21 protein-coding genes are annotated in these 22,330 nt (G+C 35.1%); 15 read left to right on the plus strand and 6 right to left on the minus strand.

The window, feature by feature from the left end; genetic code table 11:
- The first annotated feature begins 20 nt into the window (after positions 1-20).
- The 7 genes from FD29_RS03670 to FD29_RS03700 all read left to right on the plus strand — a co-directional run bounded on the left by FD29_RS03670 (position 21) and on the right by FD29_RS03700 (position 9,179).
- Positions 21-596 carry a YdeI/OmpD-associated family protein gene (locus FD29_RS03670; protein WP_057887609.1) on the plus strand — a complete coding sequence of 192 codons (576 nt, stop codon included), beginning with the start codon at positions 21-23 and terminating at the stop codon, positions 594-596.
- A gap of 21 nt (positions 597-617) precedes the next feature.
- Entirely contained in the window at positions 618-830 is a 213-nt protein-coding gene (locus tag FD29_RS03675) for a hypothetical protein (RefSeq protein ID WP_057887610.1), read from the plus strand.
- 146 nt (positions 831-976) lie between these two features.
- Positions 977-2,497: a hypothetical protein gene (locus FD29_RS03680; RefSeq protein WP_057887611.1), complete on the plus strand. Its 1,521-nt coding sequence runs from the start codon at positions 977-979 to the stop codon at positions 2,495-2,497.
- Complete coding sequence (locus FD29_RS03685; RefSeq protein WP_057887612.1) at positions 2,494-3,507, plus strand: hypothetical protein; 1,014 nt, start codon at positions 2,494-2,496, stop codon at positions 3,505-3,507. Before FD29_RS03680 ends, FD29_RS03685 begins: the two co-directional genes overlap by 4 nt.
- Positions 3,507-6,608 carry an SbcC/MukB-like Walker B domain-containing protein gene (locus tag FD29_RS11600; protein WP_057887613.1) on the plus strand — a complete coding sequence of 1,034 codons (3,102 nt, stop codon included), beginning with the start codon at positions 3,507-3,509 and terminating at the stop codon, positions 6,606-6,608. Before FD29_RS03685 ends, FD29_RS11600 begins: the two co-directional genes overlap by 1 nt.
- A gap of 12 nt (positions 6,609-6,620) precedes the next feature.
- Positions 6,621-7,424, plus strand: coding sequence for a DUF2399 domain-containing protein (locus FD29_RS03695; protein WP_057887614.1), 804 nt, complete (start codon positions 6,621-6,623; stop codon positions 7,422-7,424).
- A gap of 210 nt (positions 7,425-7,634) precedes the next feature.
- Positions 7,635-9,179: a collagen-binding domain-containing protein gene (locus tag FD29_RS03700; RefSeq protein ID WP_057887615.1), complete on the plus strand. Its 1,545-nt coding sequence runs from the start codon at positions 7,635-7,637 to the stop codon at positions 9,177-9,179.
- A 117-nt stretch (positions 9,180-9,296) separates the two neighbouring features.
- Here FD29_RS03700 and FD29_RS03705 read toward each other — a convergent pair whose 3' ends face one another.
- A complete protein-coding gene (locus FD29_RS03705) occupies positions 9,297-10,031 on the minus strand; it encodes a sulfite exporter TauE/SafE family protein (protein WP_147007894.1) in 735 nt (244 codons plus the stop codon).
- A 105-nt stretch (positions 10,032-10,136) separates the two neighbouring features.
- Between FD29_RS03705 and FD29_RS03710 the strand changes: the two genes are divergently transcribed.
- Positions 10,137-10,691 carry a TetR/AcrR family transcriptional regulator gene (locus tag FD29_RS03710; protein ID WP_057887616.1) on the plus strand — a complete coding sequence of 185 codons (555 nt, stop codon included), beginning with the start codon at positions 10,137-10,139 and terminating at the stop codon, positions 10,689-10,691.
- A 6-nt stretch (positions 10,692-10,697) separates the two neighbouring features.
- Here FD29_RS03710 and FD29_RS03715 read toward each other — a convergent pair whose 3' ends face one another.
- Positions 10,698-11,474 carry an ABC transporter permease gene (locus FD29_RS03715; RefSeq protein WP_057887647.1) on the minus strand — a complete coding sequence of 259 codons (777 nt, stop codon included), beginning with the start codon at positions 11,472-11,474 and terminating at the stop codon, positions 10,698-10,700.
- A 19-nt stretch (positions 11,475-11,493) separates the two neighbouring features.
- Complete coding sequence (locus FD29_RS03720) at positions 11,494-12,429, minus strand: ATP-binding cassette domain-containing protein (protein ID WP_057887617.1); 936 nt, start codon at positions 12,427-12,429, stop codon at positions 11,494-11,496.
- 148 nt (positions 12,430-12,577) lie between these two features.
- On the opposite strand from FD29_RS03720, the gene FD29_RS03725 reads away from it, so the two are divergent.
- Both FD29_RS03725 and FD29_RS03730 read left to right on the plus strand, forming a co-directional pair.
- On the plus strand, positions 12,578-13,102 hold the full coding sequence (locus FD29_RS03725) for a MarR family winged helix-turn-helix transcriptional regulator (protein WP_057887618.1): 525 nt from the start codon (positions 12,578-12,580) through the stop codon (positions 13,100-13,102).
- An 88-nt stretch (positions 13,103-13,190) separates the two neighbouring features.
- Positions 13,191-14,159 (plus strand): DUF6933 domain-containing protein, encoded by a 969-nt coding sequence (locus tag FD29_RS03730; protein ID WP_057887619.1) that lies wholly within the window; start codon positions 13,191-13,193, stop codon positions 14,157-14,159.
- A 146-nt stretch (positions 14,160-14,305) separates the two neighbouring features.
- Here FD29_RS03730 and FD29_RS03735 read toward each other — a convergent pair whose 3' ends face one another.
- A complete protein-coding gene (locus FD29_RS03735; RefSeq protein WP_057887620.1) occupies positions 14,306-14,650 on the minus strand; it encodes a hypothetical protein in 345 nt (114 codons plus the stop codon).
- 287 nt (positions 14,651-14,937) lie between these two features.
- Between FD29_RS03735 and FD29_RS03740 the strand changes: the two genes are divergently transcribed.
- The 4 genes from FD29_RS03740 to FD29_RS03755 all read left to right on the plus strand — a co-directional run bounded on the left by FD29_RS03740 (position 14,938) and on the right by FD29_RS03755 (position 18,290).
- Entirely contained in the window at positions 14,938-15,603 is a 666-nt protein-coding gene (locus FD29_RS03740; RefSeq protein WP_057887621.1) for a TetR/AcrR family transcriptional regulator, read from the plus strand.
- Positions 15,596-17,383 carry a translation elongation factor 4 gene (gene lepA, locus FD29_RS03745; protein ID WP_057887622.1) on the plus strand — a complete coding sequence of 596 codons (1,788 nt, stop codon included), beginning with the start codon at positions 15,596-15,598 and terminating at the stop codon, positions 17,381-17,383. The genes FD29_RS03740 and lepA overlap by 8 nt, the downstream gene beginning before the upstream one ends.
- Positions 17,384-17,653: 270 nt before the next feature.
- A complete protein-coding gene (locus FD29_RS03750) occupies positions 17,654-18,013 on the plus strand; it encodes a type II toxin-antitoxin system RelE/ParE family toxin (RefSeq protein WP_057887623.1) in 360 nt (119 codons plus the stop codon).
- 1 nt (position 18,014) lies between these two features.
- Complete coding sequence (locus FD29_RS03755; RefSeq protein WP_057887624.1) at positions 18,015-18,290, plus strand: helix-turn-helix transcriptional regulator; 276 nt, start codon at positions 18,015-18,017, stop codon at positions 18,288-18,290.
- A gap of 155 nt (positions 18,291-18,445) precedes the next feature.
- On the opposite strand, the gene FD29_RS03760 is transcribed toward FD29_RS03755, so the two are convergent.
- Entirely contained in the window at positions 18,446-19,174 is a 729-nt protein-coding gene (locus FD29_RS03760; RefSeq protein ID WP_057887625.1) for a class I SAM-dependent methyltransferase, read from the minus strand.
- Positions 19,175-19,349: 175 nt separating this feature from the next.
- Between FD29_RS03760 and FD29_RS03765 the strand changes: the two genes are divergently transcribed.
- Positions 19,350-21,641, plus strand: a complete 2,292-nt coding sequence (locus tag FD29_RS03765; RefSeq protein WP_057887626.1) for a UvrD-helicase domain-containing protein — start codon at positions 19,350-19,352, stop codon at positions 21,639-21,641.
- Between the two features lie 85 nt (positions 21,642-21,726).
- Here the strand turns inward: FD29_RS03765 and FD29_RS03770 are convergent, their stop codons facing one another.
- Complete coding sequence (locus tag FD29_RS03770; RefSeq protein ID WP_057887627.1) at positions 21,727-22,320, minus strand: TetR/AcrR family transcriptional regulator; 594 nt, start codon at positions 22,318-22,320, stop codon at positions 21,727-21,729.
- Positions 22,321-22,330 lie beyond the last annotated feature (10 nt).

The following is a 22,330-nucleotide window of genomic DNA, read 5'->3' on the forward strand; positions in this document are numbered from 1 at the left end:
AAATATAATTGGAGTGAAAAATGGAAGTCAAAAATCTTTTAAAAATCAATGATATTCAGGAGTTTCGTGATTGGTTAACAAAAAATAGCCGTCGAGAAAATGAGTGTTGGATATTTGTAAAAAAAGGTAAAAACAAGCCTAGTGATAGTATCTGGTATTTGGATGCCGTTGAGCAAGCGCTTTGCTTTGGCTGGATCGATACGATGCACAAAAATATTGATGGCGTCAATATGCAAAGGTTCACACCGCGGACTAAAAACAGTTCATGGTCGGAATTGAATAAAGAACGATGCCGAAGGTTAGAAAAGCTTGGTCAGATGACTGAAGCAGGCAGAGTTGTCTTACCAAATTTAACAACGAATAATTTTCAAATTGATAATGATATTGCAAAACGTTTTAATGAGAATTCGCAAGCCTGGGACAATTTTAAAAGCTTCCCCGAACTTTATCAGCGAGTGAGAATCGATTCTATTCAACGTGATAAGAGTAAAGATCGAGAAGTTTTTGAAAAACGTTTGAATAAATTAATAACTAATTCAGAACGGAATAAAATGTTTGGAGATTGGAATGATTACGGTCGGCTACTAGATTATTGATTTCTGTTGAGGAGGGCTTTTATGAAAAAAATTAAATCGCACTTTTTTTCCATAGGTTTCCTGTTAATTACTGTTGGTATAGCTTTTTATGCGATGTATTTAGGTGATGATATTTTACCAGATGGCACAGTCGTTGAAACGGGTCGGATGTTGATGCCATTCATGTTGCTTGCTTTTATTTGTTTCGTTATTTCTCTGATTGTGGAATATTTTCACAACAAAAAGATTCATTAACGAACTTGATATAAAATTTAAAAATTCCTAGCGCTATTAGACGTAATCTAATGACGTTAGGAATATTTTTTTGGAGTCGTTTTAGGTATTGCATGACCTATAATTTTTAGTCATACTTGAATTATCAATGTAAAAAGGAATAGATAATGGTCCTAAAAATAAAGCAAGAATTGAAAGATTTACTAACTGCTACTAATCTTGGTCAGAGCCGTGATCACCCGTTAGCTGGGTGGAATGTTTTGACAATTTTATATGGAAATCGAATCAGTTTGGACACGCCGAGAACATTTAAGTTTATCAGTGACCAGTACAACAATTACTTGGATATTGAAAATGATGAAAGTCCTATTTCTGATACAGTTTTGAAAAATGTTTTAGATGTCTTAAATGACCAAGCCCATCTAATCGAAACTTTTCCGCGTAAAATACGGGTCCTAATGAATAGCGGTAATTATCATATGCAACAAGCCTCAGTTTACCGAATTACCAGTCGAGGCATCGAATACTTAAATTTGATTCCCAAAGTATTGGATGCTGAAAGTACAGTGACGGCTAATACTAATCGAATCGATGAGTACTGCGATTTAATTAAAAAAATAAGCCACTTTGAGGAAGACGATACTAGTACTGAATTATTCAATAACTTTCACAATATGTTGTCGGCTTATTCAGATGTCATGAAAGGAATGCACAAACTCAGTGAGGACTTGGAAGAATTGGCCAATGATTTGGCCTTTGATCGTGGTGGCAAAGTAGCTGAACATCTTCAGGTAATGTTGAATGACCAAGCACTTCCGGCTTTACGAAAGTTGGTGGATCAAGGGCCTAAATTGCAATATCTCGATGAGCAACCTAACTTTTCTGATCAAGTTGCCCGTAGTCGTCAAGGAAAAGGAAGTCTGGAAGTTAGTCGAGCTTTAAACGATGAAGTGAAACTATCGAGTCAATTTCAGCAAGATAAAAGCTATGTGGAGACGCAATTGCAGGAACTGTCGACTAGTTTTGAACCAACAAAAACTGCAATCGACAGTAGTTATGATTCAATTTATTTGATCTACATTCGCATCATAGGTGTTAATGACTTGTTGATTCAAGAATATGACCATATCAATCAGCAAACAGTTGATATTAAAGAACTGACTAAAGATATCGATTCTCTATTGCAAAATTATCAGCAATTGTCGATTCCCGAACAGATTCCACGACACTTAGGACAAGATAGAAATCTTGAAAATATCAGTACTGACGATTTACTTGACGCTACGACTTTAGGACCGATAAAGTACCAAGCTGTGGATGCTAAAAAACGTGTAGCAACTTTAGCTGATAATCCTGAGATCGCTGAAGATGAAGTAAATAATACGTTGAATAATCAAAATGATTTAGCAGAGTTTAAAAAATTAGTCATGATAGACGATCTTCATGGAAAGGTTGACCGTGATTTGGAATTACATTCTATGGTCGCAAGAGATGAGATCATCAAGCTCTATAGTGCTTCCGGTTATGATCATTATGAAAGTTTTACGATTTTTGGTCGTCCGATAAAAAAGGCGGAGCCAATTGTCAAAGCAGGTCGAGTAAAAATTCACTGTGGCAAAGAAAAATATGCTGTTTATTTACCAACGGGGTTTAGTTTTGAGTTTGGAACAAGGAGGAAATTTAATTGACGACCAAATTATCAAATTCAGAATGTACTATTATCAATCAATTACTCGATACGGGGGTGTTTACCAGCAGTGTTACTAGGCAAACATCTAAATCTAAAATAGATGTGATCAATTCTTTGAAAAAAGGTTCGACCCAACAACGGATCAATAAATATTTGGATGATCTATTGGGTATGAAACCGGAGAATTTTCAAGAGAATTTATTATTGTTACTGAGCTCTTCATCAGAAACTGCAGAGAATATTCATGTGATATTGGCGACTTTAAAAACGATTATCAATCTCCCTGATTTGCAAAATAATCAAGATGATCGAGTGGTTGAGACTGCAGCTGTCGTCCGGCAAGTTCACAGTGAAGTGGTCGAACTGGATGAAAAGGTTATTTATCGGTTGATAGTGAAACTTTTTGTGGATCGTTTTCAGTTATTTACACCAGATCTGCCCGAATACGAGGATATGGAACATGATCAAGAAGTTACCGAATTTTGGGATGTGGATCCTAATTTCAATTTCTTTGCTCAAGGAATGGTTAATTATCTAAAAAATAGCGTTACTTCAAATAAATTAACGATAATTCAACAAGTTAATCGAGCTTTATTGATCCATCGATACTTGAGTCCAAAAAATTCACCAAGATTGTGGATGGAGTTATTGAAAAATAAAGAAGAAATAGCACAACAGTGGTCGCAACTAGGACGATTTGATTTGGAATGTGGCAATAACTATGCACTGTTACTAGATAAGACACGTCAACCAAGCAAATCTAAACAAGCGGCTGTAGCAATTGCGGTTGCCCAAAAAATTCATGAAGGAATTCCAGAAAATGAACTGATGGCAGAAATTAAAAAAGTAACAAAGAAAGTGTTAACAAAGTCAACAGTCAGTCCAAGTTTAGTCAAGCAAGCATTGTTGGAATTCGATTTAGTGGAGATTAAAAATGATTTTGTCAGTCCTACCGTTATTGTTAAAAGGTTTGCTTTTTCAAATGATTTGTTAGGGGATAATAGTTAATGAAATTAAGAGAAAAATTAGTTCCAGTCAGCTTTCATCTGAGAAATTTTAATAATTATCTTAGTTTGGATATCAATGCCTCTGAAAATGGTAATTTAACTTTGATAGGTGAAAACACTGCTGGTAAAACAACATTGGCTAATTGCTTTTTCCCAATGTTGATTGATGGCTCGATTGCCACACCGTCATTTAACCCAGCCAAGGGAACGGATAAGTTGGACAAAGCAACCAAGGTCAGAAATAGTTCCCGTGATTCACGGACTTTTGAAACGATGTTATTGGGTTGGGGAACTGGTGCCATGAAAGTGAGAACCGGTTACAGCTATATGTTAATGAAGTCCATCAAGCGTCAGGCAATTGTAGGAATTGGTGCTTATCGAGCTGTCGGTGAAAATCGTCACCCTACTTGGTGGTTTGTAATTTTGAGCGATGATCCTAAAGAAAAATTAGATTTCTCAGCCGTCGATGATGAGGGTAAGAGTCTTAGCAAAAGTGAATTTATTAAGAGAAATGAAAATTCAGGAACCGAATTTAAAATTTTTACGGCCGTGACAGATTTTCAAAATTATATAGCGGAAAAACTGTATGGTTTTGAACCACATAACTTAAATCGCTTAGCGACAACCTATCGTTTACTAGCTTCGCCAATTCTTACGGCGGGAAGTGGCAAGGTTACACCAATTCTAGAAGCAATGAAGAATGCTCAAGAGGAGATCGATAATCAAATCATCGATTCGGTAGCTGATACGCAAAAAGAAGTTAATCGGAAGAACTTTACTAATCAAAGGGTTGAACATGCTCAAAAACGATTACATAGAATAAAGAAAGAGATCTTTTGGTGTAATCTTAATTGGATGCAGCAATATATAGTTATTCCTTACAGTAAGAAACAACAGGATTTGGAAAATCTGAAGAGTAATAGCGAAAAATATCAACGACAATATGCCAATTATTCTCAGCAGTTGGAACAGTTAATTCCATTGATGGCCCAGGTCGACCAACGGGTCTCTGACTTGAAGAATAGGAAGACTAATCAAGACAGTATTGAGGCACAACGAAAAGACAAGCAAAACCAAATCGCATTATTACAAAAGGAAATTGATAGATATCAAATTTTGGAAGAACGATTGAAGCAACAAAACCTTGAACTGATTGATTTACAACAGATAAAATCAAAGTTGAAGGGCAGTTTTCAAGCGACTGAAGGTCAGATCAAGGCTTTATTGATTGATTTGAAAACAGATTCACCAGTACTAAAAGATTTATCAACAATAATAGATCAAGCTGATTATCTACAAGTAGAATCGAAATTTAAAAAGTATTTATTAGAAATGGATCAAGCTTTAGCCAAATATCAAGCTATAAAGAAGAATCAAGCAAATATCAGTCGAGATATCAAAATTGTTACTGAGATTCGAGAAAACATGGATTCAAAGATTGATTCTAGAACTAAGGGATTAATGGTTAGTCGGATAAAAGATGGATTGAAGCAAGATAATCTAGACGTCCACGAAGCCGGTGCTGCCAAAATGAACTTACAGTATCTAGAATTGAATCAAAAATGCAAACTACTACTTGAAAAGCATGCTGATCTTAAAGAAATTCTGCAACAGGAGAACCTTTTTGAAACTCTGAAAAGTATTGCCAAGGATTTAACTCAACAAATCAAACAGATTAATGAAATCAATACCCAATTACAGCATCAGACTAGTTTGATCGAAAATTTACAGCGAGAAATCAACATTAATCAACATGATTTAGATGAAAATTTTCAGGATTATGATATTGAAAAGCAACGAACTATTTTAAGTAATTATGAAGAACAACTTAAAAGATTAGTGATCGATCCGGATTTAAATGCGAAGCTTGCCGCTGAACAAACGACTCAAGCTAAGTATCAAACTCAAGAACGGACTTGGGAAAATCAAAAAGCTTCTAGTAGAGCCAATTCAGAAAGTCTCAAGGAACCAATCGCTAAATCGACTGCTGACTTAGAACAATTATCGAAACTTTGCAGTCAAGATTTACATAATTTAGCACCATATTTAGTTGTTCAAGATGAATTGAAAAATATTGGTCAATTGATGGAATTCACTCACCAACATAAGAGTAAGATTCGGAACAATGATTTTAAAAGATTGTCAGTAAAAATCAGTGACCAGATTCGTAAAAGCAATTCTAATGGTGAAGATAAGTATGCCTTAGATGATATTTTTGAAGAACGCGGACATGGGGATTTTGCTAGTATCATGCGCCAACAAAAGTCGATTGATTTGGGTGATATTCAAGTTGTACCATTTGACATCAATGAAGCTTTGCATTTGATGGAACAGGATGGAATTGCAATTAAAAAATCCTTGGATCAATTGGAATCAGGAAATAAGATGGCTCAAAAAGCTTATCTTTTAGCGGCAGTTCATCAAATATCAGATCAGTATGCGATGGTAAACAAATATAATGAAATGTTATCTCACGGTTCAACGAGTGAACAAGAAATTAGATTGAAAGTATCATTGCAGCCAACCAGCGTTGACCAAGAGGTTATCGATGAGGCCCGTAATTCTAACTTAGATCAGCGACCTAAATTGTTAGAGGAAGTCAAGAATCGCCTTAATAAATTAGCCAGTGATACCGATATTCAAGCAGATGATTTTAATGATGAAGCTCGAAAGTTATTGGATATTCGTCAATGGTCAGAGTTTAAGATTTGGATCCATCGTAAACACAGTGAGACTGGTCATTTTGAAGAAGTAGATGACAAGTTCGTTCAATCGGGTGGTTCTGGGGCTGAAAAAGCTCAAGCTATGGTTTTGCCACTGCTATTGGTTCCTAAGATGATTCTTGACCGTTCTCGTTTAACTGATGCCCCGGCATTAGTTATGTTTGATGAATTTGCTGATAAATTGGATCCGGAAACTGCCAAGTCATTTGCTAAAACAATTGATCACTTCGGTTTCAATTTCTTAGCAACTATGCCTGGTGGCGCTCAGAATAAAATTTTGGCTGATGGAGTGGAAAATATTGCCTATGATGTTATTCCACCTAAAAATCGCGATGATGGTAAATTTCATCAAAATCAAGTTCGACAAGCTTTGATATAGCGGAGAGTTAATTTGAGTCGATATATAGATGAATATGAGTCTGTTACAGGGAAACATGCCCCAAAATTAGCAAGTAATTTAGATGACTTGTTCCGAAGAATTGAAAATGATGCAAAATTGCCGCCACGTGGTCAGCAGGCAGTTGATGCCGGCTTTACGGCCCATACGCTGAGTGATTCAACTGAGAACCCTGAGATATTTAATTATTATCGGTGGGTTACTAAAAATATGCTAACCGAATTTCCAATTAAGGAATTGTCCGCACAATTAATCGGAACTTCGTTTACGACTGCTAATATATTTCAAACAGATTTACCACAACCAGTGACGTTGAATCAATGGCAAATCGAAAAAATGCAAACGATTAATTCTATGACTAAAAAAGCTATCATTTTGGAAAATAATGGCGTTTTCATTTATTTGCACGAGTTGCATCCTAAATGGCCACTGATCAATCAGTCAGGTAATGATTTCAATCAAGCCAATAATCAAATTATGTTAATGCTGAAGAAGCAGGGTGTTAAGATGACTTATCTAGGCGATATAGATAGCAGCGGAATTCAAATTATTGATCATTTATCACAGCTCTTGGGAAATCCAGTGGAACTATTGGATATTCAAACTCCAAATCAAGTAATTGATTGGTTAGTTAGATTTGGTAAAGAAAGCGTAAAACGCACCAAGGAGTTAAAAGTTAAGCATCCTTTGTTGATTGAAGAGATGAACTCGATTCATACCTTTGGAAAATTTGTTGAACAAGAGCAATTGATACAGGAGTATGAAGGATTGATTAGAGAATGGCTAAAACGTTATTAGTGTTAAGTGAAACTATAAAAAGTCGATTTATTTGGACAAAATCCTCAATCGGCACGTGGAGTTGGATTTTTAAAATTCAGCTCTTTTTTTATGCCAAAATGCTTTTTTATTCAAAATCCAAAAAAATTATTTTTTAATTTGAAATAAATTTATCGTTTGCATAAGATAATATTTATATCAAGAAATCAATAAGGGAGTAACAAAATATTAATGAAAATGAAGAATGCGAATATTTTAGCATGCGTTGCAATTAGTACAGTTGTATTATCAGGGATGGGAATCACAAATGTGAAAGCTAGTGATGATGCAGAACTATCAATTCAAAAAGTAGCAGAGAAGTCACTCAATCCAGAAGTTCAAAATGGTGGCAAAGTCAGTGACGACTTCCAGGACGTATCCAAAAACAATTTGGGATACGCTTCTAAATTCCATATCTTTGCTAAAGAAGCAACTTTAAACGCACATACAAATGGAAACCTTGCGGTTGGATCTTTGTTCGGAAATGTTAACTTTGGGACAAACATTACGGACGAAAAATTATTGGATAAGGATATTTCTTATGTTCAAGAGGTAAAAAATATGTCAGAAAGCTCATTCGTTAGTTCCAACGATCATCGTACAAATAAAGTGATTTTTGGTGAAGTAAATGACGTAGAGTTGGGCAAAGACAACACTTCTCCATTAGTTAATGAAACACCAATCAATCATTTACTTAATAATGAAATTTTCCAAGATAAAGATTCTAATGAGTATTTAGATTTTGACCAAGAGTTTATTAATTTGGAAAGCAAATCAGCAGGTTTAGTTTCGGCGAATTCTAAGACAATTACTAATGCTGATTTTCCAGACCAAAACCAACGAGTAATTGATCTCAGTGATTTTGAAGTTGATGCGAATAATCAAATCGTGATCAACTTAGATCCAGAAGTTTTGAATGCCAGTACACCTTTAACAATTTCAGGATTATCAGCTGACAAAGGTGGTACTTCAATTATTATCAACGTTGACACTAAGGGGCAAAATCCTTATGTAATGAATTCTCAGATCAAGTTGAGATTCAATAATGGTGCAGAAAATCCTATCGAACGACCAAACCAAGAAACAGAGTATTTTGATGACAACCACTTGCTTTGGAACTTTTATGATAGTACAAACACTAACAAGCAGTTCGATGGTGTGATTGAAATGAATAATACGTTCCAAGGAAGTGTGTTGGCTCCAGACGCTACAATCAATATTCATCACAATTTAGATGGCAATATTGTAGCTGAACAGGTGAATGTTGTTGGTGGCGAAACTCACAGATGGGACTTGCAAGATAACAACAATATTGTGACTGTTCCAGAAGAACCGGGCGAACCAGATGAAAACAACGAAGGTAAAGAAATAGTTGACCCTGGCTTTACAATTGATCCAACACCAACAAGTCCAGATACTGATGAAAATGTGGACGAAGAAGATGATGATGATCAAGAAATTATTATCAACGGTAGTTCAGAAGGGGATTTAGACTTTGATGGTAAAGAAGTAGGCATTTCAAATCCTAATAGTAGTATTGAAGAAAAGACATTATCTTCAATAAATGGAGGTAGTGGTTTGGTTCCATTAACTAATACTGCACAATCAAATAATACGAGTTCAGCAAGTGGATTGAGTAGATTGCCACAAGCTGGTGCTACTAGTGGTATTTTGATGACAGTTGCTGGCGTGATTATGTTGGGGTTAGGCATTGTGTTTAAGAAAGTAAAATCGTAATTATATGATTGTATTTAAAATAATTTAAGAATTATTTTGGTAGATTAAATGTAAAAAAATAGATCATGAGTTTGCAAAAAATTCATGGTCTATTTTTGTCTAAAATTCATATTATCTTTAAATAAACATTTTGATACCAAAGTAAATAATGAGCAGTCCTAAAAAAGGAGTCAGAACTTTATTCACCTTATTTAAATCGAGATATCGAATAACTAGCGGAGTAATAACGGATCCTAAGATAGCTCCCAACATGATTACTAATCCGGCTTGCCAGGCAAATGTACTAGTGAAGAGGTGTCCAATCAAACTAATTGCGGACATACATGTTAAAACGTAAGTTGCAGTTCCGGCGGCTTCAACGGCTGTTAAACCTAAAATTGCCAAACCAGCGGCTGTAGTCGCACCGCCGCTTAGTCCACCAATACCGACCATTAAGCCACTGAGCAAACCAAAGAGTGAAGCCATCCATCTCTTTTGGCTAGTTTGGGTCTTATCGGTATTTCGGAAGAATTTATATAAAACCATTCCACCCATAACTAGGAAAATACTGCCAACGATCCAATTGTACAAATTCTGAGGAATAAATTTGGCACTTACGGTCCCAATGATGATACCGGGGATGGCAGCTATAATCATCTGATTGCCGATATGAAAATTAACATTTTTAACTCTCATCTGGGTTAAAAAGCCGAAAAATAAAGCCGGTAAAGCTACAATCAGAGAGGTTGGAACAGCCACTGCTGTTGGCAGTCCCACCTGACTAGTCAAGACTCCCAGATACAAGGCGGCCCCTCCGCCACCAATTAAACTGACAAAAATTCCAATCAATAATCCTGAAACAAATGTGAACAAACTTTGTCCATCTCCTTAAATATATCGTTATTTATATTTAAATGGAGTCGGCTCCGTTTGTCAAGGGGACTAGTTTAGCGTATCTTAATTGTAAGAGGTGATTCTGTGCGAAAAGATTCATTACAAAATCAAGCCAAAATTTTGAAGACTGCTCGTGAGTTGTTTGCGGCTCAAGGCGTCGAAAACGTCAGTATGAAGGATATTGCAACATCTGCTGGAATTGGTGCGGGTACGTTGTATCGACATTATGCTCATAAGAGTACTTTGTGTTTAGCTTTAGTTACTGAGCGAATACAAGCATTTATTAACAATAATCAGCAATATCTTGTCACCAGCACTGCAGATGCCACTGAACAATTCAATGTCGTAATTGGAGATTATTTGAAGATCCGTGAAGTTAATATGGAATTATTAAAGAGCGTCGAAGCAGGGGAGCCAGGTCGATTGCAATTTTATCAAAGTGAGCTTTATCAGGATTTGACACGCCTTTTTCAAACGGTGATCAACGGTTTAACTCCCAATTTGTCTGCTAAAACATTAACATTTCGAACCGATATGTTGATTGCTATGCTTAAAAGTACCAGTTATGCTTTTCAGCGCCAGGAACGGCAATTATCACAAGAAGAAATCTTAACAGAATTGAGACAGTTGTTGCAGTAACGTTGCTTAATTTTGCTTATTGTAAGCCCAGACGGTTAAAGGTGCGAAAATCAAAACGATGGCGACCCCAGCTAACAAAACGATCCAAGTAGTATTTGAGAAAGTTCCGTGTGCCAAGATTTGACGAATAGCTGTGATGACATAAGTCATGGGATTTAAATTGGCGATGGCCTGTAAAACTTTTGGTAAAGTTTTGATGGGAATGAAAGCATTGGATAAAAATGAGAGTAATAGCATGGTCATTAAAGAAATGCTTTCAACCATTGTGGCACTCTTAGCTAAGAGTCCGACTAAAGCGTAGATCCAAGAGATTGCCCAGCCGATAAAAATTGCAATCAAAACAATTACTACGATCCAACTGAAACTAACATTAGGACGCCATCCCATGAAGTATCCCGTGATTAATGAGGCAACACAGGCAATAAAGAGTCTGGAAATGTCAGCCAAAAGTTGCCCAGCTAATGGAGCAATGTGAGAAATGGGAAGTGATTTGAAACGGTCATAAATACCTGTTTCCATATCTTCTCTGATCTGGGTACCAGAACCGGATGCCGCAGAAAGAATTGTTTGGGCCAAGATTCCAGGGACGATTATCGGTAAATATGCATGAACTCCACCGGCAATGGCACCACCAAAGAGATATCCGAATAAAATCATAAACATGATTGGCTGAATCAAGACATCCATGAATTGGTCGGGATTATGTAAGGTTTTTAAAAGATTGCGATAGGCCATGGTGATGATATTTTGAAATGTATTGGTGTGATTTTTTTTAATTTCCATCATAAGATAAATGCTCCTTTTAGTTTGTGCCGACGGTTAGTGCCATGAAGACATCATCTAAAGTTGGTTGTTGAACCGTAAAGTCAGTGATTCCTATTTGTTGTTTCTTCAATTCAGCTAAACTGTCGATTACTTGGTCGGTATTTTTAAATTTGATAGTAATAGTGTTGTCAATTATCTTAGGTTGATTATTTAATCTAAGCTGCAATGTTTTTGAAGCTGAAGTTATATCAGAATTGTTTTCAACTTTCAACGACATAGTTGATTCACTAAGTTGTTGTTTTAATTGATCTGGAGTACCAATTTTAATAAGTTTTCCATGATCGATGACGGCGACCCGATCAGCCAGATTGTCAGCTTCTTCTAGATATTGTGTCGTTAGAAAAATAGTCGAACCTTGTTTTACTAAACTTCTGATCGTGTCCCACATTTGTGTGCGTGTTCGAGGATCAAGACCCGTTGTTGGTTCGTCTAGAAAAATTAAAGCAGGACGGGTGATCAAACTGATGGCCAAATCGAGCCGTCGTCTCATGCCAACTGAAAAGTTTTTGATCGACTTATCAGCACTTTTTTCGAGGGAAAATTCTTTCAATAATTCATTAGCACGGATGTGGGCAGCTTTTTTAGAAAGACCATTCAATCTGGAAAATATTATTAGATTTTCTTTGGCTGAAAGATCTTCGTCAACCGACGCATATTGACCTGTTACACCAAACGTTGCACGGGCCTTTTTGCCATCAGTTTTGAGGTCGTGTCCAAAGATTGTTATATCACCAGAATTTGGCTTTAGTAGGGTAGTCAACATACGAAGAATGGTTGTTTTACCAGCGCCATTAGGTCCAAGTAATCCAAAGACTTCGCCTTTTTTGACAGTAAAGGAAACATCATTAACGGCAATTTGTTGGTCAAATTTTTTGAATAAGTGTTTAACTTCAATTGCATTTTCTACTTGCATAGTAAAAGCCTCTTTTAAAAATAATTAATCAGGTCTACCTGACAAAATGCATTGTAAGGTACCCCTTACTAAAAATCAAGAAAATTATTCAGGGAGACCTGAATTAAATTGCAGAAGCTAGTATAATAAAGTTTGGAGGATATACTCAATGGCAGACTTAATTAATCAAGGCAAAACCGCCGGTAAACTGGTTGAATTCGGGATGTTACAAAACATTGCTGAAGATGATTCTCAACATAAAAATGACTATAAAACTTTATTTCAAGGTCAAGGGAAAATTTTATTAGCCTTATCTGACAATGACGATTTGTCACAAAAGGATTTGGTTGACAGATTAAATATGACGCCTCAATCGGTGGCTGAGTTTGTTCGTAAACTTGAAGGTCGAGGATTGGTTTCACGCAAAAAATCGACAACTGATAAACGGGTAACGATTGTCAGTCTAACAAAAGAAGGGCGCCTAGAAACTGAGAAGCGAATGCAAGTAATACCAAGATTCTTGCGAGCCTTGAATGATGAAGAATTGCTTCAATTCAACAATATTCTGGATAAGATCAACGAGCAGATGTATCTTGATATCAAGAATGCGGATCCAACTTTGCAGAACAAGTATCATCAAATGATGTTGAACCATGTAATGACAAAGATTCGTGACGACAAAAAAGAACTATAAATCAGATTATTTACAAATCTAGATATATAGTTTTTTTATGATTCTGTCGATTTGGTTTAATTAAATAAAACTTGTAGAGGTGCCAAAAATGTTTATTAATGTCGTTCAAAAAGCCCAGTCTCTGTTCAAGGATTATCCAATGAAAGCCGATAAGCAAAACGCTTTGGCAAATCCCATTTTTTCGTGGCATGTGAAGTACTTGAATTATAAACGTAAAAAAATAGTGATCTTCACTCATGATGCTAGTACTTTGACGGTGGTTTTATTTGATGTCAATGCCAAAAATCGTTCACAAATGCAAGCAAGGTTTGAGGAACGGTTGGCTGATGTATGTGAAAATGTGGGGATTTCACAAACAACGCTTGATGAATATTTAAGAGTGGCTGGTGCTTGGCAAATAGGGCCAACTGTCAACAGAACTCAAATTGGCCGTTTGAATGATGTTTCGATGATAGTGCAATTTTATCTAGATGACCATGAAACGGATGAAGCAAGTCTTTCAAATGATCTGTCGAGTTCTGTTCGGAATGTTCATTACAGTTCTGTACCGGAGACTTTGATGGCAAAAAATTTCGTTTGGCATAAAGCTAAAGTAAATTTCAAAAAAATTGATGTTACACATTTGCAAGATGTCTGTCAAAAATTGAAAAAATTAGCGGTTATGGATGAAGACTATTCATTTACGGATGACTACACAAAGTTTGATCGACAAATTGAAAAAATCGGAAAACTGAATGATGAATTGATTGCCAGTTTCATTGATTATATTGAAGACGATTATTCCGAAAAAACAGTAAAATCATATCAAAAGACTCTGACTTTTTATTTGAATGAATACTTGGCCTATCATTTTGAAAGTGTTTTCGATTATGATGCCTCATCGATTGGCAATTTATACCTTCATGGCAGCAGTATGACGGAAACAAAACGGGTTCAGAGAACTATGAATAAGTTCTATCAGTTTTTAGCACAAGAAAAATTGATTGAGAGCGGCTTTATTAAAGAAATGAAGCAATTAATGAAATCTTCGATCGAATCAGTTGAAGATGTTTGGTAAGGCTAAAGGAAAAGATTACTGATTTGTCAAGAATGATAAAAATGGGTCTAAAATTTGAACGTTCAATAATATCTTATATAACAAAAAATAAAGACAGCTGATAATCTTGATAGATTACAGGCTGTCTTTATTTAGTTAATGAATAATTATATTTTAAAAACTCCGTTACCAAGCGGTAATTCGACCACAACATTATCAGTCAAAGTGAATTCTTTTGTAGCATCGAATAATTTAACAAAATCAGTTGCTTCATCATCACTGAAGAGTTCCATGATTTTCTTCATAATGTCATCTTTATCCATAACGGTGTGAAATTTGTAGAAGTCCAAAACTTTTCCAGTTGAGTTCATGGCGACAAAAGTGCTGCTGCTATTTTTGTTAGTGTATAAATAGCAAGTGTTATCTAAATAACCAGTTTTTTCAGATTTGTATAGATCCAAGTTATCTAAACCGATATTTGATAATTTAACAAATTTGGATTGTTTATCCATTATTGATACCTTCATTTTCTTTATTATGATAAATATTTTCTCTAATAAGTTATTTTGAGTTTATTTAATGTTTCTGTCAACTTATCTTGTGATTTCGGTGAATCGTAAAATGGATATTTTGAATACTATATAGCATTATCTTTATAGCGTATATGCCATAATCAACTTATTGATCAATAGTGATAACACAAAAAATTCAATAATAAGTTATTTATTATTGACCGACGGTTAATTTTGAGATAGTATGTTTTTGTAAATTAACCGTCGGTCAACTTTGGAGGATGAATATGTCAAATATATATACTACCAATCAAAAAGATGCTAGAAGACAATCAATCATGCAAGCTGCTGTTCAGTTATTTAAAACGCAAGGTTATTCTGAAATAACTATGAAACAGATAGCCGATACCGTTGGGACATCAAAAGGAACTACTTTTCACTATTTTGCGACCAAGGAAGATCTCTTTATGAGTATTCTGTTAGAAAATTATCAACAATTCTTTACTGATTTATTGATTAAGTTGGAAGGGTATTCCCAAATTTCTGAAGAAGTATACGTAAGCTTTATGGTTGATCAAACGGAAAACTTGATCAGAAATCATGATGTATTGGTCCGGCTGAATACCATTAGAGGACCAATTTTAGAAGGTAAAGCTAATATGGATGAAACAGTTGCAAAACGTAATAATCTGTACGCAATTAGTAAACAAGTGGGCCAAAAATTGTTTGAAAAAACTAATGGCTTATTAACTCAAAACCAATTTAGCCACATTTTCATTATTCAAAGCGGAATTATCAGTGGCTTGATGAATATGGCCTCACTGACAAGATTTAATCATACTGACTTGAAGGTTGATTATCCTGATTTTGAGATAGAACTTATCCCAGAAGCACGCCAACAAATGAATTATTACTTAATAGAATATTTAAAGGAATATAAGAAAAATGAATAAAGAACAAATTAGGAATTTTGCCATTATCGCACATATCGATCATGGTAAATCAACCTTAGCTGATAGAATTATGGAATTAACACAAACGGTCAGCGAAAGAGAACGTCAATCACAACTGTTAGATGATATGGCGGTAGAAAAAGCACATGGAGTTACAGTCAAAGCCAGAACCGTACGGAATTATTATTCTGCCAATGATGGAAAGGAATATGAATATAATTTAATTGATACCCCAGGTCACGTAGACTTTAACTATGAAGTATCAAAAAGTTTGGCAGCTACCGAAGGAGCAATTCTTTTAGTTGATGCTACACAAGGCGTTCAAGCTCAAACGATTGCTAATTATCGGATTGCCAAACAGAATAATTTGATCATCATCCCAGTTATTAATAAAGTTGATATCGCATCGGCAGAAGTTGAACAGACACAGGCACAATTAAGTGATCTGGACTCAAATTTTACTAAAGAGAACACACTCCTAATCTCTGCCAAAACCGGCTTAGGTGTACCAGCGGTATTAGAAGTAATTAAAAACCGAATCCCCGCTCCAAAGGGTAATACAGATAAACCTTTAAAGGCATTAATTTTTGATTCCTTATACGATCCATATCAAGGGATTATTGCTTATGTACGTCTGGTTAATGGGGAATTGTATCAAAATGATCAATTACTTTTGATGCAGGCAAAAAAGAGTTTTAAATTAAAATCACTAGGAATATTTGCTCCAAACATGCAAGAGAAGAATAGTTTGAGTGCGGGTGAAGTTGGTTATGTTGTAACGGGATTAAAGGATCCTAAAGCTATTAGAGTGGGGGATACAGTTACTTTGAAAAATAATCCAACCTCTGATTCGATCAAAGGTTATCAACCTGCTCAACAAATGGTATTTGCGGGACTTTATCCTAAAAATAATGATTATCCGGCCTTAAAGGATGCTATTTTGAAATTAAGTTTGAACGATACTTCTTTTTCATTTGTAGAAGAACATTCGGAAGCATTAGGGATGGGATTTAGATGTGGTTTCTTAGGTGCATTTCATTTACAAATAATCAGAGAGAGATTATTTGATGAATTTGGCTTGGATGTTTTAACAACCGCACCTAATGTAACGTATCAGGTTCTATTGAAGAACGGGCAAAGAATGAATATTAATAATCCAGTTCAGTTTCCAGCATTTGGGTTGATCCAAGAAGTGAAGGAACCCTTTGTTAAAGCTGAAATCACGATGCCAAGTGAAAGTCTCAACGCGGTTTTAAAATTAGTCGATTCACATAAAGGACAATTATTGGATATGGGAAATGATGGTAATCTGGTTGTTGTCACGATTAAAATTCCTTTGTCAGAAATTGCTTATCATTTCTTCTCCGAATTAAAGTCGGTTTCACATGGTTTTGCCAGTTTAAGTACCGAATTCTTGGATTATGAGCAAAGTGATTTAGTGAAAGTCGAAATTGATATGAACTATGCCACGGTTGATGCCTTGTCATTTGTTGTTCATCGAAGCGATGTGAATAATATGACCCAAACTCTAGTCCACAACTTAAAGTACGCCGTACCAAGACAACTTTATCCAACACCAGTACAGGCAATCGTTGAGGGTAAATCAGTTGCAAGAGTGGATGTTCCACCGTTAAGAAAGAATGCAGCTGTTAACGGCGATGCACATAGTGTCTCAAAAAAGGCAGCTTTGTTGAGACGTCAGAGTATAAACAAACGTCAATCAGTCAAAAATGAAATCAAATTACCACAGAGCGTTTTTAATACTATTTTGGAACTTTAATCAAAAAACCACTGATCTGATTGTTGCTTCGATTTTTTTGATTCGTAATAAGGAACTTTGATGTAATTTAATGTTAAAAACACTACCAATATTTAAATTGATAGTGTTTTTTTGCGCTATAAAAAATAAAAGAAGCTTTAATATTTTTTTCGTATTTTACTTTAGAACGACACTCATAAAAAATGGTTTATGTCGATAATTCAAAATAGTATAGATGATTTTTTGTTGCATATATTAGACATAAGAGGAGCATAGATGATACACTAGCTGATGAAAAAGATGGAATTTGAGTTTTATAAACGACCTAATGGAAAAGTAGAGTTTATGGAGTTCTTGGAAAAAATACCATATAAAGACCGGATAAAATTACTTGCAACGATTAATAACGTTCAAGAATACGGAATCAATATTGCTATTAAAGAACAGTGGGTAAAAAAACTGGATAAAAATCTTTATGAACTACGTTCTAAAGTATCTAATAATATTCAAAGAGCTATTTACTTCCATTACGAGAAGAATAGCTACGTTATTACACATGGTTTTACTAAGAAAACTCAAAAAACGCCTTTGAAAGAATTAAGACGTGGAATTACTTTAAGAAATGAATATTTAAAAGGGAAGGACAATTAAAATGGCAAACGTTAAATTTGATGACTTTTTAAAACAGGAATTAAAAGATCCAAAATTCAGAGCAGCCTTTGAAGAAGAAAATAATAAATTGGCGAGTTCTGCCGCAATTCTTCTAGCAAGAGAAGATCTGGGATGGTCACAGGCAGAATTAGCGGAACATGCAAACGTTCCTAGATCGACTGTTTCAAGAACTGAGAAAGGTAAAAATGTTAGTATTGCAACATTGACTAAATTGGCTGCGGCAATGGGAAAAACTGTGAAAATTCAGATAGATTAAAAATTGATAAATTTTAGGCTACTTGCTTGGACACTAAAACAACTCACAATCATCATGACTGTGAGTTGTTTTTTCGAATTTGGATTGAATGAATCAGATACCTAATTCAACTAATATAAAAGCGAACCTAAAGGTTAGCAAGAATAATCAAGGATTTAAATTTTTTGTGCCTTGATGATCAACATCATCGGAGCTCTTAATGAAGTCTGCATTTCTGGTAAATCACGCAACTCTGGTGCTGGTTGTGGTTCGATTAAACGTTGAATATGAAATCCATTCGTGAGTAAGCCATCAACAAAAGTGGTCAAGGTGTGGTGATACTTGGTAACGACACTATCAACAAAATCGACTTGGCGTGGTCCTTCATTAAAATAGTTGTCGACTGGGAAATACTTCGGTTGACCATTTTCATCATAGATCCAATTTTGATGTCCTTCAGCGGCGAAGATGGGATGTTCAACCGTAAATTGAAAAATACCGCCAGGGGTTAAAATGTCATGCACATTTCGAACAACGGCTGAAAAATCTTGAATATAATGTAGAACTAAGGAACTCAATACCACGTCATAGGATTCTTTAGGAGCCGTAAAATGTTCGATGTCAGCTTTTTGATAGGTGATTTTAGTAGAGTCAGTTTGTTTTTGTGCCATCTGTAACATCTTTTCAGAAGCATCGACACCTAAAACTTTTGTGGCCCCTTGATCAGCAGCATACTGGCAGTGCCAACCATAACCACAGCCTAAATCCAAAATTTTTTTGCCAGTCAAATTAGGAAGCAGAGCTTTGAAGTCAGGCCATTCTCCGGCAGCCTGTAAGCCTTTTTGGCTTCGGGACATTTGTTGATAGTGTTTAAAGAACTCTGGATCATCGTAAATTGCAGTCATAATGAAAACCTCCATTAATAAATTTTGGGTACAATGATAGTAAAGCAATGTGTATAAAGGTATAGATGACAATCAATTTGTTTTCAGTTATTTTTATTTGCCAATAAGAGTATCTTAAAATATCAGAGTCTATTTATAATATTCCTATCAAGAAACTAGAAAGGAATCAACTACCATGGACACGCAATCGATTATTTCGACCGATACTATTATTTCATTAATGGAATCGGGATTAGATCTGACGTTTTCAAAAGAGCAGCAAAGAATACTTTCTAATTCCCATGAAACTCCTTTACTGATCAATGCTTGTGCAGGTTCGGGGAAGACGACCATTTTTATTCTGATGATTTTGGTCGCTTTGACACGGAATTTAGTCGAACCACAAGAAGTATTAGGGATTACGTTCTCTAGAAAATCAAAGTTGGATATGGATCACCGATATAATGAATATGTTGATGAGCTTTTCAATGTAGGTTTGAATTATGAAAATCTGAGACCTGATTTTTTTACTTTCCATTCATTATTTCTGCGCTTATTGATGACAAATGAAGAATATAGGGAAATCCACGTTTTGGATGGATATAGTTGTTTCGAAAAACAATTAAGCGAAAGGATAACTCATCCTAGTAAGGTCATGAGTAAAAGTGAAATTTTGAATCAAATTTTTTCATTGAATAATTATTTGATCAATCAAAATTTAACGATCGATGGCCTTAATCTTAATGGATCTGAAAAGATGACTGATCAACAAGTAGTTGATATTTTGAGTCAATATACACGTGAAGTCCATGATTGGGGATTTTATCAAGATTATTTTGAGGTCATAAACTATTATCAAGAGTTAAAAGCTCAAAATGGTTTGATAGATTTCAATGACATGAAGCTTCTTCTACTGAGAAGTATGAAACAGGAGAGAAACTTAAAAAAATATCGAGATATTATGAGTCGTTATAAATTAGTTGTGATCGATGAATTTCAAGATATTGATAGTTTACAGTGGGAAATAATATCTAAGTTATTGAGTAAAGAGACGCTGGATCGATTGATTGTGATTGGTGATGATGATCAGAGTATTTATTCGTTTAGAGGTAGTGACCCTAAATACATCATGAATTATCGCAATTTAATGTCAAATACTAAAACATTGAATTTATCCACCAATTATCGTACTGGAGGAAATATTTTACGCTGCGTGATTCCCTCCATCACAAAGAATTCAATTCGACTTAATAAATCGTTAGGAGCTGTTGATTCACAGACAGGAAAGATTTTCTTTTATAAACCTCAAGAAAATACAGTTAAAACTGAATCTATACTTGAACATCTGGTGGGACAAATTGAGAATTCCAATATTGATAATAATGATATTGCTGTGCTAGTCCGCTATAATTCGGCCAGATCGATTGCGGCTGACTGGTTAGCCAATAGGAAAATCTATTCTAATTTAGGCAATAACAAGTTAGTCCTTCAGCAGAACACTTATTATAAAGTTATCGTAGAACTCATGCGTGCTTTATGGGATGATAAATTTAAATATTTCTACGGTCAATCAAGGCGAATTGGATTTAGAAACTATACAGATCATATTGACGAGATAAAGCTTCGTTATGGCAAAGTTCGGATAGTTAAATTAAGTAAGTATTTAGATTTGGTAAAAGATACCATGAGTTCATTAACTAAAACTGAATTGGACGATTATGGAGAATCCTTTGATGTACAGGTAATTAAAGAATTCAATATGATTCAAGCGTTGAAGAAAAATGGTGGATCCAAAAATAATTCCGATATTACCTTGAAGTTATTTAATTCCGCCAAGGAATTGTCGTCGAAGTACTTTGACTTTATGTGTTCCAACAAATATATATCTATTAAGGAATTAACAAAATTATTTACTTATCTGGAAGATGAAGTTTCAGAAATTAGCTCACCAAATACTTTTTTCACTCAAGAAGATAAGAAAGAGGCCATACTTACTAAAAAGGGTGAGTTTGTTTCGCAGAAATTTCAAGTACAGTTCTTGTCCTTGCATCAGGCAAAAGGATTAGAATTCAAATATGTTTATTTATATGGTTTAACTGATAAAGAACTTCATCGTGGCAGTTTACAAATAAATGAGTATTTTCATCCAAATATTAGTTTTAACGATTTTGTTGGCATATTCAGTAATCAGTTATTTTCCTATAAGAAAAAAATGGATGGTTATTTTGAGAATGCTTTGATCGGTGAATATTCTGATTTATTGGATGATGAAAATTTTGACGTTAATGATATTAAGAGAAGCATGACTGCTAAGGATAATATGGGATTAGTTATTGCTTTGTATAACGCAACCAAAGAGTATTCAGCCTTTATTGAGGAAGAACGACGACTTTTATATGTTGGTGTTACGAGAGCTAAATTAGAACTGAATGTCGATATATCTGCCGATTGCAATCCGTTACTTTTTGAATTGAACGAACCCTCGTGAAAATATTAAAATAAAAGCCTCATCAAATTTGGAGTTTTTCATCCAATATTTGATGGGGCTTTTACATTAGTAATTAAAGAAGAATTTATTGATGCATGTCTTGTGTATTCACCAATTTATCATTGTAAACTGGTATTAATTCTTCATCTACAATACTTATAATATCTTTTGATTCCAAAGTTCCTTTCTGCAAAACTTCGTTGATGACCAAAAGACCCGGAAGATGCAGTTGCCTTTGTGTCCATTCCTGCAGGTCACCAAATTGGGTTAACACGTGTCGAACCTGTTGATTTATTAAATTATCACCATTAATGGCATTTAAAAATGTCTGAGTTTCTGAATAGACTAATCCATCTGCGATGATTCCTTGAATGTTTTTTGGAGTCGTTGCCGTAAAAATTGGCTTTAAAACCGATAGGGAATTAATTAAATCCGTTCTCAGGTCTCCTGACAATGAAGTTTGTAAGTTCAGGTCTGGAGTATACTTGGCCATTGCCGCCATTACTAAAGCAACTTTCTTAGGCCATCGTTTGTATATAGCACTTTTGCTGGTGCCGGCCAAGTTTGCCACTTCAGTCATTGAGAAGTTTTCATACCCGACTTCGTCTAAATGTTGCCAAGCGACTTTTAAAATTGCATTTTCTAAATCTGCACCACGTCGTCTTTGAGCTTTAGTCATCTTAACAACT

Source organism: Companilactobacillus mindensis DSM 14500, from assembly GCF_001434275.1.
Taxonomy (GTDB): Bacteria; Bacillota; Bacilli; order Lactobacillales; family Lactobacillaceae; genus Companilactobacillus; species Companilactobacillus mindensis.